Annotated in this window: 21 protein-coding genes; 15 read left to right on the top strand and 6 right to left on the bottom strand. The window is 39.1% G+C overall.

The window, feature by feature from the left end:
• The first annotated feature begins 53 nt into the window (after positions 1 to 53).
• The gene (locus JNUCC25_RS15935) at positions 54 to 200 is read left to right on the top strand and encodes a hypothetical protein (RefSeq protein ID WP_454222125.1); all 147 of its coding nucleotides are present in this window, start codon (positions 54 to 56) and stop codon (positions 198 to 200) included.
• 38 nt (positions 201 to 238) lie between these two features.
• Here JNUCC25_RS15935 and JNUCC25_RS15930 read toward each other — a convergent pair whose 3' ends face one another.
• Entirely contained in the window at positions 239 to 682 is a 444-nt protein-coding gene (locus JNUCC25_RS15930; protein WP_013057869.1) for a hypothetical protein, read from the bottom strand.
• 118 nt (positions 683 to 800) lie between these two features.
• Between JNUCC25_RS15930 and JNUCC25_RS15925 the strand changes: the two genes are divergently transcribed.
• From JNUCC25_RS15925 to JNUCC25_RS15885, 9 genes are all read left to right on the top strand, one after another.
• On the top strand, positions 801 to 1019 hold the full coding sequence (locus JNUCC25_RS15925; RefSeq protein ID WP_013057868.1) for a DUF1659 domain-containing protein: 219 nt from the start codon (positions 801 to 803) through the stop codon (positions 1017 to 1019).
• A 15-nt stretch (positions 1020 to 1034) separates the two neighbouring features.
• A complete protein-coding gene (locus tag JNUCC25_RS15920; protein WP_013057867.1) occupies positions 1035 to 1247 on the top strand; it encodes a DUF2922 domain-containing protein in 213 nt (70 codons plus the stop codon).
• Between the two features lie 55 nt (positions 1248 to 1302).
• Positions 1303 to 1440 (top strand): YvrJ family protein, encoded by a 138-nt coding sequence (locus JNUCC25_RS15915; protein WP_013057866.1) that lies wholly within the window; start codon positions 1303 to 1305, stop codon positions 1438 to 1440.
• Positions 1441 to 1524: 84 nt separating this feature from the next.
• Positions 1525 to 1938: a BlaI/MecI/CopY family transcriptional regulator gene (locus JNUCC25_RS15910; protein ID WP_013057865.1), complete on the top strand. Its 414-nt coding sequence runs from the start codon at positions 1525 to 1527 to the stop codon at positions 1936 to 1938.
• Positions 1939 to 1941: 3 nt separating this feature from the next.
• Positions 1942 to 2793 (top strand): M56 family metallopeptidase, encoded by an 852-nt coding sequence (locus JNUCC25_RS15905; protein ID WP_013083927.1) that lies wholly within the window; start codon positions 1942 to 1944, stop codon positions 2791 to 2793.
• Positions 2794 to 2829: 36 nt separating this feature from the next.
• Entirely contained in the window at positions 2830 to 3537 is a 708-nt protein-coding gene (locus JNUCC25_RS15900) for a DsbA family protein (RefSeq protein WP_029322812.1), read from the top strand.
• Positions 3537 to 3947, top strand: coding sequence for a disulfide oxidoreductase (locus JNUCC25_RS15895; protein WP_013057862.1), 411 nt, complete (start codon positions 3537 to 3539; stop codon positions 3945 to 3947). Before JNUCC25_RS15900 ends, JNUCC25_RS15895 begins: the two co-directional genes overlap by 1 nt.
• Before the next feature lie 1077 nt (positions 3948 to 5024).
• Positions 5025 to 5507 carry a DUF2243 domain-containing protein gene (locus JNUCC25_RS15890; protein ID WP_013057860.1) on the top strand — a complete coding sequence of 161 codons (483 nt, stop codon included), beginning with the start codon at positions 5025 to 5027 and terminating at the stop codon, positions 5505 to 5507.
• Complete coding sequence (locus tag JNUCC25_RS15885; protein WP_013057859.1) at positions 5500 to 6258, top strand: cytochrome c oxidase assembly protein; 759 nt, start codon at positions 5500 to 5502, stop codon at positions 6256 to 6258. Before JNUCC25_RS15890 ends, JNUCC25_RS15885 begins: the two co-directional genes overlap by 8 nt.
• Positions 6259 to 6297: 39 nt before the next feature.
• On the opposite strand, the gene JNUCC25_RS15880 is transcribed toward JNUCC25_RS15885, so the two are convergent.
• A complete protein-coding gene (locus JNUCC25_RS15880) occupies positions 6298 to 7182 on the bottom strand; it encodes a YitT family protein (protein WP_013057858.1) in 885 nt (294 codons plus the stop codon).
• 301 nt (positions 7183 to 7483) lie between these two features.
• Between JNUCC25_RS15880 and JNUCC25_RS15875 the strand changes: the two genes are divergently transcribed.
• Positions 7484 to 7609 carry a hypothetical protein gene (locus JNUCC25_RS15875; protein WP_016764808.1) on the top strand — a complete coding sequence of 42 codons (126 nt, stop codon included), beginning with the start codon at positions 7484 to 7486 and terminating at the stop codon, positions 7607 to 7609.
• A gap of 98 nt (positions 7610 to 7707) precedes the next feature.
• The gene (locus JNUCC25_RS15870) at positions 7708 to 8181 is read left to right on the top strand and encodes a hypothetical protein (protein ID WP_013057856.1); all 474 of its coding nucleotides are present in this window, start codon (positions 7708 to 7710) and stop codon (positions 8179 to 8181) included.
• Between the two features lie 28 nt (positions 8182 to 8209).
• On the opposite strand, the gene JNUCC25_RS15865 is transcribed toward JNUCC25_RS15870, so the two are convergent.
• A complete protein-coding gene (locus tag JNUCC25_RS15865) occupies positions 8210 to 8668 on the bottom strand; it encodes a GyrI-like domain-containing protein (protein ID WP_013057855.1) in 459 nt (152 codons plus the stop codon).
• Between the two features lie 244 nt (positions 8669 to 8912).
• Between JNUCC25_RS15865 and JNUCC25_RS15860 the strand changes: the two genes are divergently transcribed.
• On the top strand, positions 8913 to 9347 hold the full coding sequence (locus JNUCC25_RS15860) for a hypothetical protein (protein ID WP_029322809.1): 435 nt from the start codon (positions 8913 to 8915) through the stop codon (positions 9345 to 9347).
• An 89-nt stretch (positions 9348 to 9436) separates the two neighbouring features.
• On the opposite strand, the gene JNUCC25_RS15855 is transcribed toward JNUCC25_RS15860, so the two are convergent.
• Complete coding sequence (locus tag JNUCC25_RS15855; RefSeq protein ID WP_013057853.1) at positions 9437 to 9664, bottom strand: hypothetical protein; 228 nt, start codon at positions 9662 to 9664, stop codon at positions 9437 to 9439.
• Positions 9665 to 9792: 128 nt separating this feature from the next.
• On the opposite strand from JNUCC25_RS15855, the gene JNUCC25_RS15850 reads away from it, so the two are divergent.
• Positions 9793 to 10791: an NADP-dependent oxidoreductase gene (locus JNUCC25_RS15850; protein ID WP_013057852.1), complete on the top strand. Its 999-nt coding sequence runs from the start codon at positions 9793 to 9795 to the stop codon at positions 10789 to 10791.
• A gap of 40 nt (positions 10792 to 10831) precedes the next feature.
• Here JNUCC25_RS15850 and JNUCC25_RS15845 read toward each other — a convergent pair whose 3' ends face one another.
• Positions 10832 to 11464: a YitT family protein gene (locus JNUCC25_RS15845; protein ID WP_013057851.1), complete on the bottom strand. Its 633-nt coding sequence runs from the start codon at positions 11462 to 11464 to the stop codon at positions 10832 to 10834.
• Positions 11465 to 11880: 416 nt separating this feature from the next.
• On the opposite strand from JNUCC25_RS15845, the gene JNUCC25_RS15840 reads away from it, so the two are divergent.
• Positions 11881 to 12705, top strand: coding sequence for a 5'-nucleotidase, lipoprotein e(P4) family (locus tag JNUCC25_RS15840; protein WP_053487465.1), 825 nt, complete (start codon positions 11881 to 11883; stop codon positions 12703 to 12705).
• 208 nt (positions 12706 to 12913) lie between these two features.
• On the opposite strand, the gene JNUCC25_RS15835 is transcribed toward JNUCC25_RS15840, so the two are convergent.
• Positions 12914 to 13483 carry a GNAT family N-acetyltransferase gene (locus JNUCC25_RS15835; RefSeq protein WP_013057849.1) on the bottom strand — a complete coding sequence of 190 codons (570 nt, stop codon included), beginning with the start codon at positions 13481 to 13483 and terminating at the stop codon, positions 12914 to 12916.
• Positions 13484 to 13690: the final 207 nt, after the last annotated feature.

The raw sequence follows: 13690 nt of genomic DNA, 5'->3' as shown, positions 1-13690 counted from the left end.
TTTTTTACGGATGCCGTTGCTAGGTAGGGTTAAACATAAGGGGAGAAAAGGCAATGAAAAAAGCGACATCCATACTTCTAATTGTCCTAGCACTGGCTGGGTTAGGAGGAGTATGCGCTGCTTATTACCATTTGGAGCAGCAAAAGCAAACGAAAGAAATTACGTATGAACAGAAGTACATAACCGTAAGAAATGCATGAAAAAACCAGCCGATCGGCTGGTTTTTTTGGGTTTCAAGTCATAGTAAGTAAAATAAAGATTTTGCTTGTTCAGTTTTTTTAAATAACTCCAATGATGTATAGACGCAAAATAGAAAGCCAACGCTTGAAAAAACAAAAAACAAGCGGAGAAAAGGGCGTTTTTTTTGAATGCGAAAGTACGTAAAAACAACGAGTGAACATACAAGCAGTACGCTCATAGCAGCAAATCGAATCGCGAGGTCTGCTAAATCATCAACCGTACGCTGAAACAATTTTAGCGTTTCATCGTTCAAATCAGTCTCAGGAATGTTTGTTTTGTCTTGCTGATTTAACACCCCTACATCCCATTTTTCTCGACTATAATCATGAGAAACCGTGTAGTAAAACGGACCAAGCTTTTTTTCATCTGCACCTTCGTCAGCAAGTGCTGAAGCTGGATGCATGAATGCTAGAACAAAAAATAAAAAGCTCCACTTTCTCATTACCAAAGCCTCTTTCTAACTCAGACTATCTCCCATTATAAACCAAAAATTTTTATGTTTCCATCATCCCTCTTTCCTATTTCCATTTCTATATATAAAGTGAAAGGGGGAATAAAAGATGGCAGAAAAAATTCAGCATTCAAGCCAGCTTCGCTTAGTATTAGAACAAGGAATAAAAGAGGATGGAAAACCCGATTTAAAGACAAAATCCTATATGAACATTCAGCCTGGAAGTTCTGCAGATGCACTCATTACAGCAAGTGAAACCATTGCCAGCCTGCAGTCACTGCCGCTTGTTGAAATCAACGAAGTTGTCACGTTTTCACTTTTAAAATAAGAAAAGAGGTAGAGTATGAAAACTTTAACGATGCAGTTTTTGAATGAGTCACAAAAAGCAGTAAGCCTATCGATTGAATCACCAAAAGATACGTTAGACGCGGCAGCCATTACAGCAGCAATGAATGCGCTGATCGCAAGCGATGTCTTTACTTCAAGCGGCGGAGCGCTCGTTGCCAGAAAAGGCGCTCAAATCGTCGAGCGAAATGTAACCGAATTTACGATTTAAAAATGAGAGTCCTTCCACTTCGGTGCGAAGGGCTTTTTTAAAAGGAGAGAGGAAGATGACAGAGTGGTTTACGCTTGTCTCAGACGTTGGTTTTCCCGTTGTGGTGACGCTTTATTTACTTCACCGAATCGAAGCCAAGCTCGATACAGTTGTGCTATCCATTCAGCATTTAACCGATGAAGTAAAAAAGTGATTATGACAATTGTAAGGCAGTTGTCATGGAAAAGTTGACGGATTTGACACCTCACACTACAATTGGTAGTGTGAGGTGTCAAATATGAAAATTGAAAAATTCAAATTTAACGAAACCGGCCTTAATCGCTTTTTTGGCCCGCTTGAAGCAAAAATTATGACGGCTTTATGGAACGGAAGTGAAATGTCCATTAAAGATGTGCAGCACGTGCTTGAGAAAGAAAAAGCAGTTAACTTCAACACCGTTATGACCGTTATGAATCGATTGGTGGAAAAAGGCGTGTTGCAAAAGCGTTTAAAAGGACGTACGTCGATGTATCAGCCGATTCTTTCTAAAGAGGAATTTATCGACGCTCAGTCGAAAGAGTTAACGCACGAATTGATCGACGAATTTGGCTCGCTTGCTGTTACTCATATGCTTGATGCGTTAGAAGAAGTCGATGATTCACTGTTAAGCATGCTCGAATCAAAAGTCAAACAGTTAAAAAAGGATGAATAATCAATGAATCAAGGAATACTAAAGCGTTCTAAGCTTATTTTTAACCTGTGCTTTTTTATTGCCGTGACGTTGCTTATGCAAATGGGCATGTATGTGCTGCATTTGCTGTTTGGATGGAATTTATCATTTAACTTAATTTTACTTTGTAACAAAGTAGCCCACTTTTTCGGCTTGTTTTTTATTGAATACATGCTGAATGCGGTTATTTTTCATACGATGTTTGTACTGTTCATTAAAGCTGTAAAGCAAGTGATTCAAATGCGGAAAGTCCGTAAAATGATTACGAAGCTGCGAAATGAAACAACAACGGCTCACCTGCAAAAAGCGTACGGAAAGAATTTAACAGTTTTAACAACAGATCAGCCCATTGCATTAACAATGGGGTTGTTTACACCGCACATCGTTCTGTCTACAGGGTTGCTCTCAGTGCTTGATGAAAATGAACTAGAAGCTGTTATTTACCACGAGCAGTCACACGTTGCAAACAAAGATCCGCTCAAAACATTTTTACTAAGCACGCTTGCTTCTGCATTATGGTATATTCCGTTTATTAAATGGAGCCATAAACGTTTCAAAGTCATGCGTGAAGTGCTGGCTGATCAAGATGCCATTGTGAAAAATGGCACGTCTGCTCACATCGGCAGCGCCCTTTTGAAAATGGTTAAAACGGGACAAACAAGTCTTTCGTGTGCGCACGTATCGTTTGCTGATACGTCGGTTAATTATCGCATTCAATATATTTTAAATCCGGAAACGAAAATGCCGATGCAGCCTCCTGTTATTTTAACGCTGACGTCGCTATACGTGTTTTTTATTTTGTGTGCGCTAATTTTTACAGCTCTAACAGCTTTGTAAGTTTGTAAGAGAGAAAGAAAAGAAGGAGATGAGATTGTGTCAAAAGCAAAGAAAAAGAAAAAAGTAACGCCCAATCAGCAAACGTCCTCGAGCAAGTGGATTTTTTGGGTGATTGGAATTATTGCGGTCTGCATTTTAGGGTTAATCGTCCTTTCTAATATGTCAAAGGGCGGAGGAGATGAAAGGGCCGCTCTTACATATGATAATCAGCCGTATCTTGGAAAAGAGTCAGCTCCGGTAGAAGTAGTAGAGTTTGGAGATTACAAATGCCCGGCTTGTAAAAACTTCACGGAATCCTTTTTCCCGCTGATTCAAAAAGATTATGTAGATACGGGCAAAGTCAAATTCTACTTTATGAACTATGCGTTTATCAACAATGACTCATCTCGTGCAGCAGAGTTTGCCGAGACGGTATATAAAGAGCTTGGAAACGATACATATTGGAAATTCCATGAACTTCTTTATAAAAAGCAAAACGCAGCGGACGAAAAGAAAGATGTCTTAACGGAATCCTACTTAGAAGATACGCTGAAAGAAGTATCTAGCGATGCCGATGCGAAAAAAGTAGCGAGTGCATTTAAAGACGGAAAAGGAAAAGATGCGTTTGATCAAGATATGAAGACAGCCAATGATTTAGGCATCACAGGTACACCAACCATTTATGTAGGCGGCAAAAAATTCGAAGGAAAAACAATCGATGACTTTGATCAAATGGTCAAAGATGCGGCTAAGGAGAACAAATAATGAACAAGTCTTTGGTTTTCGGGTGGATTACAGCGCTTATCGCGATGCTTGGAAGCTTGACGTTTAGTGAAGTACTTCACTTTATCCCGTGTGAACTTTGCTGGTATCAGCGAATTTTAATGTATCCGCTCGCGATTGTGCTAGGTATAGCCGTGTATCGGAATGATACGTTCATCTACAAATACGTCCTGCCGTTTTCGGTGATTGGTATGGCGCTTTCAGGCTATCATTATTGCCTGCAGAAGATACCGGCTCTTAAAGCATTTGAAACGTGTACAAGCGGTGTTCCTTGCTCAGGTCAATATATTAACTGGCTTGGGTTTATCACCATTCCTTTTTTAGCGTTTATTGCGTTTACCATTATTACGATTATGATGCTTGTTCTTCGCAAGCAGACGAAAAAAGCTTAACCTCGGGGTTAAGCTTTTTTGTATGGAAACAAAAAAAGTCCCGCTTACAAGAAGCGGGTGCAAATAGGGTACATCTATGAAAAATGATGAAATTGTTTTGACAAGAACAGTATATAAAAGAAAAGTGAAAAAACGGTGAAAAGAGAAAAGCTTTTTTAAAAAATAAGGGGAAAATATGCTTTTCTTATAAAAAAAGCCCCGCTCACAAAAAGCGGGGAATAAATAGGGGTCATTTATGAAAAATGATGAAATTGCTTTGACAAACTTAGTATACAAAAGAAAAGTGAAAAAACGGTGAAAAGATGGAAGCTTTTAGAAAAAATAAAAAAAGACCTGTTTTGGGGAAACAGGTCACTAGAAAGGGAGTAAAACTATGAAAAAATATGCTAATTGGCTTTACACATACTATCTTACCGCCCAATAGTGAAAAAACAGTGAAAAGAAACATCAAACAAAAAAAGACCTGCTCTGGGGAAGCAGGTCTTCACAAAGGAGTAAAACTATGAAAAAAATATGCTAATTGGCTTCGTAAGTACTATCCTATACCTTTATGGTGAAAAAATGGTGAAAAGAGAAACGGGATATAAAAAAGACCTGTTTTGGGGAAACAGGTCATTAGAAAGGGAGTAAAACTATGAAAAAATATGCTAATTGGCTTCGCAAGTACTATCCTATACCTTTATGGTGAAAAAATGATGAAAAGAGAAGCGGGATATAAAAAAAGACCTGCTCTGGGGAAGCAGATCTTCAAAAGGAGTAAAACTATGAAAAAAATATGCTAATTGGCTTCGCAAGTACTATCCTATACCTTTATGGTGAAAAAATGGTGAAAAGAGAAGCGGAATATAAAAAAGACCTGCTTTGGGGAAACAGGTCATTAGAAAGGGAGTAAAACTATGAAAAAATATGCTAATTGGCTTCGCAAATACTATCCTATACCTTTATGATGAAAAGATAGTGAAAACGATATTAGGATATAGCTCCTATTTTTCCATATTATAGATTCATTTCTCTTTAATAGGGTATACGTTCATTAGAATCGATATAAACTTAAAGAGCTGCCAGGGAGGTATATATATGGAAAAGAAACACGAAGCAACTACAAATCAGCGCGTGGTTCACCGCGCTCGAAATAGCTGGTCAGGCTTTTTGTTTGGCGTAGGGTTAGTTGCTTTTATTGATGAAGCAGTGTTTCATCAGCTGCTTCATTGGCATCATTTTTATGATAAGTCCACAACGTCCGCTGGTTTAGTGTCGGACGGTTTGTTTCATGCATTCAGCTGGTTCGCTACAATTGCATCACTTTTTATGGTGGCGGATCTCAGGCGCCGGGGCGGCTGGTGGGTGAAAAGGTGGATAGGAGGAGTATTGCTTGGAGCCGGTGCGTTTCAGCTTTATGACGGGACCGTGCAGCACAAGCTTATGGGACTTCATCAAATTCGGTACGGAGTGAAGATTGCACCTTACGACATTACGTGGAATGTACTTGCATGTTTGATGCTGCTTATTGGCATCATTTTAACATGGTTTACACGTAAACAAGGTGCACATCATGATTAAATATGAAGTATTGTCTCAGCTTTTATTAGCTCTGCCTTTTGCCGCTGCCTTTTTTTTATATATGTGGGCTGTAGCGTCTTCGAATGCGACGTATAGAAAATGGTCATTATATAGGACGTCCAGCTGGACACTTGGTATTTTATGCGCCATATCTTCTGTAGCAGGACCGCTCGCAGCCCGTGCTCATATGGACTTTACCGCGCATATGACGGGGCATTTGCTTTTAGGTATGCTAGCTCCGCTTTTAATGGCGTTAGGAGCACCTCTTACGCTGCTGCTTCGCACGCTTCCGGTTCATGCAGCCAGAAAAGTGTCAAAACTTTTAAAAGGACGGTTTGTTCGGTTCATCAGCAGTCCGGTGACAGCTTCTGTTCTTAACGTAGGAGGACTTTGGATTCTTTATACAACAAGTCTGTATGGCATGATGCATCACTCTTTTTTCGTGCATGTCGCTGTACATATTCACGTATTTTTAGCCGGCTATTTATTCACCGTATCGATGATTTCAATTGATCCTTCACCGCATCAAAAAACTTTTACGCACCGAGCATCCGTATTGGTTCTTGCTCTTGCCGCTCACGGTATTTTATCAAAATATGTGTACGCTCACCCGCCTATGCACGTCTCGGCGGAAGGGGCGCAGCAAGGGGCTATGCTGATGTATTACGGAGGCGATTTAATCGACTTATGTTTAATTGTGCTTCTTTGTTATGAATGGTTTAAGCGGGTTCAAAAAGTATCTCTTATATAAAAAAACGCGCAGAAAGCATCATGCTTTCTGCGCGTTTTTTTAGTGAATGTTTCGTTTTTTAAAGCGTCCGCCGCGGACTTCGGTAATATCTGCAACGGCTAAAAAGGCAGTAGGGTCAAAATCTTCAACAATGGTTTTTAGCTTTGATTCTTCAAGGCGCGTAATGATGCAGAAAATCACTTTTTTATCATCGCCCGTATAAGCACCTTCACCGTGCAAATAGGTAACGCCTCGACCTAGACGCGCATTAATCGCATCGCCAATTTCGTCGGAATATTCACTAATAATCCAGGCTGATTTTGATTCTTCCAATCCTTCTACAACCGTATCAATGGCTTTAGCTGCAATGATATAAGCAAGGATGGAATACATGGCGCGGTCCCACGTGAACACAAATCCCGCTGCTCCTAAAATGAAGAAGTTGAAAAACATCACAATTTCTCCCACAGAAAACGGAATTTTTTTACTGATTAAAATGGCAAGTATCTCCGTACCGTCAAGCGCTCCGCCGTAGCGAATTACGAGTCCAATTCCAATTCCGAGAATAATTCCTCCAAAAACGGTAGCAAGGAGAACGTCTGCGGTAAACGCGGGGACTTCATGAAACATAGAAGTTAAGATGGATACAACCAGTATGCCAAAAATAGTGGAAAGGGCAAATGTTTTCCCCATTTGCTTGTACCCGATAAATACAAACGGAAGATTTAGTACAAAAAGAAAGATTCCTAGATTTACGCCAGTAATATGCGAAAGCATGATGGAAATACCGGTAATTCCTCCGTCGACAACGTGGTTTGGGACAAGGAAAATTTCAAGTCCTGTGGCCATGAGCAGCGCACCGATCGCAATGGCGACGGCCCTTCCAAATACCTGTCCCTTGGACAGCTTTCGGTGCTGAATTTTCGCTTTTTCGAGTTCTGTCATTTGCATGTCTCCTTTGATGCCTCATATGTATTTCTCACTTTAGAAAAGTGAAACTATCTTTAATTATACCTTACTATGCACAATTAGTGGGGATAGACGGCTTAATTACTTGTTTCACCATGTAAAAAAAGCCTGCTTTAGAGTCATAAGCAGGCTTTTTAAAGAGTAAAACGATGAAAAAAGATAGTTGGCTTCACGGCTTTAACTATATAGAAACTTGATGAAAAAACAGTGAAAACGCCGGCATGTGCGGTAAGAAAATCGGGGATACTAGTTAAAAAAGCCAAAAGGAGATGACGAAATGAGCGTGTGGATGATGTATAATCACTTGATGCATTCGCAAATCTTTTTAAGCAGCGTATTAATTAGCGGTATTCTTCTTGTTAGCGGAGGATTTGTGTACGGCAGAATAATGAGCAAAAAGTGAACCTAATATTGCCACGGATAGGTTGTTAATGGAAGATGCTCAATAGCTGCTTGGTTAATGTTATACTTGCTCCATAAGCTTAGCGTGGAGGTGTCAGCATGAGCAAGCATCATGATCTAACAGCATCATACGGAGAATCGTTAGTGACGTGTGAACATCAGTTTGAAGCTAGCTATTACTATCATCAAGTGCGCGAACAGTGCATGAATCACATTCATGAAATAAGCAAAGCGGTAGATGAATTCACCGTTGATTTTACAGATGAAAGCTTGAAAATATTAGAGCTTCTTTACTATGATCTAGAAGACAGCAATTGTTTTGACTATTTTTCGATGACAAAAGAAGAATTCGAAGAGTGCATGGGCGTATACTTTGGTGAAGTGGTTACGTCTACTATTGACGAAGCGCGCTGGGTTGTGAAAGAATATCCGCTTATGGAAAACAAGTATGTGACCGGAATTGAAAAAGGGAATCTTTCACTCATGTTTCCCCATGGATTTTTTAACCATAAAGAGCGTCATCCAGAGTGCGTTTTTACTCTTTATCATTTATATAAACAGCTGCAAAAATAGGAAAAAGGTGAACTTAAGTTCACCTTTTTTATTGTCCCAGCTTTATGGGAATATAAATATCCATTTCATATGTATCACTATATAAATTGCTGTGTATAGCTGTATTTACAATTTCAAGAGCAGGACCTTCAATCATGCTGTAAGGAGAGTTCGGAAGCCATTCATTCCAGATGCTGTTATACGTCGACCCAAGCGATGTAATGGGACCTCTGTGTTTAAACTGCAGGTATGTAAACGAAGGAAACGTATGAACGCTCATACCGTTTGGAATACAAGCCGTATCAGCCACTTCTGTCCCTGCAATATAAAAATAATTTTCTTTTTTCGGAGCCATGCAAATGCCTGTAACCATATGAGGTTCTTTTGAAGAGCTAATCATTTCTTTTTCTTTAAGTATTTGCTTCAAAAGATTCTCTTTTTGATACTCTCCGTTTTTTGCTATGCCTATCACTGAAAATCCTTCTTTATATACAACTTTACCTTGCATAATCCACCTCGAATTTTTCAAGCTCTAGCTTTTATTCTATCAATCATAAATTACTTTACCGTGATTGTAACATAATCTTAAGTAGATATCGATGCAGAAAATGGAACATTATAAAAGATAGCTTTTGTGAATCAAGAGATAGTTCTGGCAAGCTGATTAGTGGAGATTAGTAAACTCTTAGTCATGTTAAATAAAAGGAGAGTATATACTTTATTACCATGTAATTCATATTGGAGGTAGGAAGATGGGAGACGTAATTCAAGGTCAGCTGAACATATTTTCAGCGCAGTCTCAAAACGTGCAGACATTGACTTATGGTTCGGAAACGAGCATTTTAAGTGTAGACGCTAAGACGAAAAAAACCAACCAAAAGATGAAAATAGACGGTTTTGCTACAATTGAATCGAGTATTCCCCTTGGATTAACTAGTTATCAATATGGAGTAACACTTAGAGTATATAGAAATTCTCAGCTTTTGTTTTCACAGAATTTACAGCAGGGAGCTGCAGCCGTTTTAACACTATCATTTACTCAGCAAAACGCTCTTTCTTTTACATGGGTAGATACAGTAACATCAATTGGTACATACACGTACTCAGTGAGAATAGAGTTTTTTAGCCGGTCTTCAACCGGGGTGACTGCTCAAACAAATACACGTGCAATTGCGATTACTACATAAAAAAACAGCGCCAGAATTCTGGAGCTGTTTTTTACTGATGCAACACTTTATTTATATAACGTTTATGAAGAGTAAATCCGGGAAACTCCTTAATATAAGTCAAAATGGTAGCTAAACCAGTAGTCGTCCTGCACATTCTTTGTGTTTGAAGCGACAATATGCTCATGACCTTGTTCATCCGTGGCAATCCAATTATAGTTGATATCCATTTTAATCGGATACATATTGCCTTTTTTAAACAAAATAACGGGGGGAGTTACTTCAACAAACTCGTTTAGTTTTTTAACAACATTTTCTTTACAGCGAATTAGCTCCATGTCTTTTTCTCCTTTGGTGTTATTGCACAATCATATTTTTTGCGTTGTGCACAATATATAATTTAAAATAACAAAGGTAAGTTTAGCACATTTTACAAAAAACAGAGAAATAAAAAGGAGCGATATCGATGAATGAACAAATTTTATTAGCAGAACGCCCAAAGGGAATGCCAACAAAAGATACGTTTAAATACGAAAAAATTGAAATGCCTACAGCGAAAGAAGGCGAGGTACTTGTTCAAACACTGTACCTTTCTGTTGATCCGTATATGAGAGGACGCATGAACGATACAAAATCATATGTTCCTCCATTTGAGCTAAACGCACCGCTTGCAGGCGGCATTGTAGCACGCGTAATGGAATCAAAATCAGATCGCTTTAAAGAAGGCGATATCGTGACGGGTATGCTTCCTTGGAAACGCTATTCAGCTGCAGAAGCAAAAAACTTACAGAAAGTTGATCCAGAGCTAGCGCCAATTACAACGGCTATCGGCGTTCTTGGTATGCCTGGTCTCACAGCTTACTTTGGATTGCTTGAAATCGGTCAGCCAAAAGAAGGCGAAACAGTAGTCGTTTCCGGTGCAGCAGGTGCTGTTGGATCTGTTGTTGGTCAAATCGCTAAAATTAAAGGCGCACGTGTTGTCGGCATCGCAGGTTCTGAAGATAAAATTGCTTATTTAAAAGATGAGCTCGGATTTGATGAAGTGATTAATTATAAAAAAGGAAATGTGAAAGAAGCGTTGAAAGAAGCGTGTCCTAATGGCGTTGATGTTTACTTTGAAAACGTCGGCGGAGAGATTTCAGATGCAGTTGTTAGCTTATTAAATAAGTTTGCGCGCATTCCGCTTTGCGGCCAAATTTCACTGTATAACTTAGAAAAACAAGATGTTGGACCGCGTGTTCAAACACCTTTATTAATTAACAGTGCGTTAATGAAAGGCTTTATCGTAGCCGACTATGCGGACAAATTCCCTGAAGGCATTAAGCAGTTAGGCGAATGGGTGCAGCAAGGAAAAATCAAGTACAGCGAAAACGTTGTAGAAGGTTTTGAAAATGTACCTGAAGCGTTCCTTGGTTTATTTGAAGGAGCAAACTTAGGAAAACAGCTTGTAAAAGTAGCAGAATAAGCGTAAAAAACCGTGCGGGAATAATCCCGCACGGTTTTTTTTACATCGTTGAAGCCGTTTGTTGTTTCGCTTCTTCTTCCATATGTTCACCAGTTCGTTCGATTGGCGAGCGTTTGTGATAGCGTCCAAGCAGTCCTGTCATGATGAAGATACCAATTAACGAATAAAGAACTTGAACTACGCCGAATACCACTGTTGCAGAGCCTACAATCAACACATCTGTCAAAAGCATTGTTTTACCTGGATTAATGCCAAAGCGTTTATCAAGAAACACGCATAGCATGTTGATTCCGCCAAGAGAAGAGCCGTGGCGAAACAAAAAGATCAGTCCAATGCCGACAATAATGCCGCCCACAATCGCAGCTACAAGCGGATGCGGAAGCTCAAACGAAAAGTTGGCAGCTAATAAATCGGACATCACTGACATCAGGCTAACGCTGATGAAGCTTTTTATCGTAAATTGCAGCCCGATTTGCGTAAGAGCCATAAAATAAAATGGTAAATTGATGATGAAGAACAATACCCCAAATGAAATACCGGTTAAATGCTGCAGGACGATTCCAAGTCCTGCTGTTCCGCCAATAACGAGGTTAGAAGCGGTTAAAAATTGAATTCCGATGGCAACGCACAAACAGCCAAAGGTAATCCATCCCCATTGTTTTACGTGATTCATATCTCCATCCCCTTTTGTATATTTATACAATACTTTCGATAGAAAACACCGTCTTTTAATTCACAAAATCTATTTTACTATATATCTTTTCAAAAAAAAGCACTTTTGTGAGAGAATCTAACACAAGATTAAAAGTTAGATAATTCAGATTTATTAAGTTTTTTTGAAGCGAATGAGCGATAAACCAATATGTTTCTAAAAAAAGATTACAAAGAAAGAATGAGAAAAACGGATTTTGGAAAATGTATAAACAAATATTTGGATAATGGTTAAAAAAAGGGAGGAAACATTAGTTTGAACGAACAATTTTAACTAAAATTAAAATATAATTCGGATTTTAGTTAATATTTTGTTTAATTGAGGTAATATATAACATTATTAGTATGAAAATATGTAGAGATGGAAGTGGATGCGAAATGAATAAGAAATTATCAGCGTTGACAGGGGTGGCTGTACTTGCTTTTTCAATGACAGCATGTGCCCCTCAGCAGGAAAAAGAAGTGTCTGCTGAGAAAAAAGAACCCGCTCAACACCTCGCTGATCAGCAAATCATGGCCGACGCTTGGTACCAAACATCCGGCGAAATGAAAGCTTTGTATTACCAAGGCTATAATACAGGAAAGCTTCGTTTAGATGAGGCGCTTGCAAAAAGTACCGATAAAAAGCCTGCCATTATTTTGGATTTAGATGAGACCGTGCTTGATAATAGTCCATTTCAAGCATCAGCAATCAAAACCGGCAAAGGATTTCCTTATAAGTGGGATGAGTGGGTGCAAGCAGCAAAAGCGAAAGCAGTACCAGGTGCTGTTGATTTCTTGACGTATGCGGATCAAAAAGGCGTAGATATTTACTATATTTCAGGCCGTACAACTTCTCAGCTTGAGGCAACAATTAAAAACCTAAAGAATTTACATATTCCTCAAGCAACCAAAGACCATGTGCTATTAACGGGTCCAAAAGATGAAGGAAAAGAAACGCGCCGTCAAAAAGTAGCGACGAATCATAATGTAGTCCTGCTGTTTGGGGATAATTTATCTGATTTTAGCGGCTTTGATAAAAAGTCCATTACTGATCGAAATAAGCTTGTAGAAGAGCAAAAAGAAGCGTTTGGCCAAAAGCTAATCGTATTTCCAAATCCAATGTATGGAGATTGGGAAGGAGCTATTTATAACTACGACTACTCAATTTCGGACAAACAAAAAGATAAGCTTCGCCGCGAACAGCTTCAGTATTTCAACTAAAAAAGAGATGGAGACATAACGAAATCGCTCCAATCAACAGCTAGAAGCACCTGCATTGAAACCTTTGTTCACCATCACAATAAAAAATCCGAACGAGGTTGATTCTCCATTAAGAATCAACCTCGTTCGGATTTCTCTTCAACTCACATATTGTTGTCCCAGCTTCTTTTAATCTTTTTACTATAGCTTGTCCAACTGATCCTGCCTTTTAAGAAAGAAGCCAAGGAGCATAAGGAGCTTGCTTCCACTCGTGTTTTAACATGCCATAAATCACAAGGTCGTGGTAGTGATCATATAGGTATTCACCTTCTCTGCAAAGGCCTTCTTCTGTAAAACCTAGACGCGTAGGGATGGCTTTACTTTTTTCGTTATTAACGCCGCAGCGTATTTCGACTCGATGAAGGTTTAACGTATTAAATGCATAGTTCAGGCATCCGTGTACGGCTCTTGTCATAATACCTTTTCCTTGAAAATCATGTCCAATCCAATAGCCGAGGCTTGTACTTTTGTTTCCCCAATTAATTCCGTGAAAACCAATCATCCCGGCGATTTCTCCGTAGTACCGAATGATGGCCTGGAACCCTTGGTTATTATAGTATTGAGCTCTCCATTCAGGGATAAGTTCATCATAGTCCGCAATACTTTGCATGCTATCTACCCATGGGAGCCATTCTTTTAGGTAAGGTCTTGACTCGTTAATAAGAGAAAGCAAGGGGAAAGCGTCAGTTGATTCAATCAAATGCAAACTAACTTCGTCATCAATTTTGTATTCAAACATACGAAAGCCTCCTGTGATGATGGGCCTGCTGAGATAAGCGTAGCGTGTAGGCAGTTCTAACATCTAGTTTTTCTTTATTCTACCACAAGTAACAGAGAGGAGAACGAGGAAGTTTAGGCTAAAAGTAAATAACGCATAAAGTCGATAGGATTTTAATGATTAAAAAAATTAATAATTGAAAGCACTTTTATCAATATTTTTACAGAA

Source organism: Priestia sp. JNUCC 25 (assembly GCF_053667915.1).
Note: the sequence above shows the minus strand (reverse complement) of the source record. Positions and strands in the feature narration are given on the sequence as shown.

Excerpts from the sequence above, each read along its gene's own strand:
- JNUCC25_RS15935 (WP_454222125.1), top strand. The coding sequence starts at position 54 with ATGAAAAAAGCGACATCCATACTTCTAATTGTCCTAGCACTGGCTGGG.
- JNUCC25_RS15930 (WP_013057869.1), bottom strand. The coding sequence starts at position 682 with ATGAGAAAGTGGAGCTTTTTATTTTTTGTTCTAGCATTCATGCATCCA.
- JNUCC25_RS15925 (WP_013057868.1), top strand. The coding sequence starts at position 801 with ATGGCAGAAAAAATTCAGCATTCAAGCCAGCTTCGCTTAGTATTAGAA.
- JNUCC25_RS15920 (WP_013057867.1), top strand. The coding sequence starts at position 1,035 with ATGAAAACTTTAACGATGCAGTTTTTGAATGAGTCACAAAAAGCAGTA.
- JNUCC25_RS15915 (WP_013057866.1), top strand. The coding sequence starts at position 1,303 with ATGACAGAGTGGTTTACGCTTGTCTCAGACGTTGGTTTTCCCGTTGTG.
- JNUCC25_RS15910 (WP_013057865.1), top strand. The coding sequence starts at position 1,525 with ATGAAAATTGAAAAATTCAAATTTAACGAAACCGGCCTTAATCGCTTT.
- JNUCC25_RS15905 (WP_013083927.1), top strand. The coding sequence starts at position 1,942 with ATGAATCAAGGAATACTAAAGCGTTCTAAGCTTATTTTTAACCTGTGC.
- JNUCC25_RS15895 (WP_013057862.1), top strand. The coding sequence starts at position 3,537 with ATGAACAAGTCTTTGGTTTTCGGGTGGATTACAGCGCTTATCGCGATG.
- JNUCC25_RS15890 (WP_013057860.1), top strand. The coding sequence starts at position 5,025 with ATGGAAAAGAAACACGAAGCAACTACAAATCAGCGCGTGGTTCACCGC.
- JNUCC25_RS15885 (WP_013057859.1), top strand. The coding sequence starts at position 5,500 with ATGATTAAATATGAAGTATTGTCTCAGCTTTTATTAGCTCTGCCTTTT.
- JNUCC25_RS15880 (WP_013057858.1), bottom strand. The coding sequence starts at position 7,182 with ATGACAGAACTCGAAAAAGCGAAAATTCAGCACCGAAAGCTGTCCAAG.
- JNUCC25_RS15875 (WP_016764808.1), top strand. The coding sequence starts at position 7,484 with ATGAGCGTGTGGATGATGTATAATCACTTGATGCATTCGCAAATCTTT.
- JNUCC25_RS15870 (WP_013057856.1), top strand. The coding sequence starts at position 7,708 with ATGAGCAAGCATCATGATCTAACAGCATCATACGGAGAATCGTTAGTG.
- JNUCC25_RS15865 (WP_013057855.1), bottom strand. The coding sequence starts at position 8,668 with ATGCAAGGTAAAGTTGTATATAAAGAAGGATTTTCAGTGATAGGCATA.
- JNUCC25_RS15860 (WP_029322809.1), top strand. The coding sequence starts at position 8,913 with ATGGGAGACGTAATTCAAGGTCAGCTGAACATATTTTCAGCGCAGTCT.
- JNUCC25_RS15855 (WP_013057853.1), bottom strand. The coding sequence starts at position 9,664 with ATGGAGCTAATTCGCTGTAAAGAAAATGTTGTTAAAAAACTAAACGAG.
- JNUCC25_RS15850 (WP_013057852.1), top strand. The coding sequence starts at position 9,793 with ATGAATGAACAAATTTTATTAGCAGAACGCCCAAAGGGAATGCCAACA.
- JNUCC25_RS15845 (WP_013057851.1), bottom strand. The coding sequence starts at position 11,464 with ATGAATCACGTAAAACAATGGGGATGGATTACCTTTGGCTGTTTGTGC.
- JNUCC25_RS15840 (WP_053487465.1), top strand. The coding sequence starts at position 11,881 with ATGAATAAGAAATTATCAGCGTTGACAGGGGTGGCTGTACTTGCTTTT.
- JNUCC25_RS15835 (WP_013057849.1), bottom strand. The coding sequence starts at position 13,483 with ATGTTTGAATACAAAATTGATGACGAAGTTAGTTTGCATTTGATTGAA.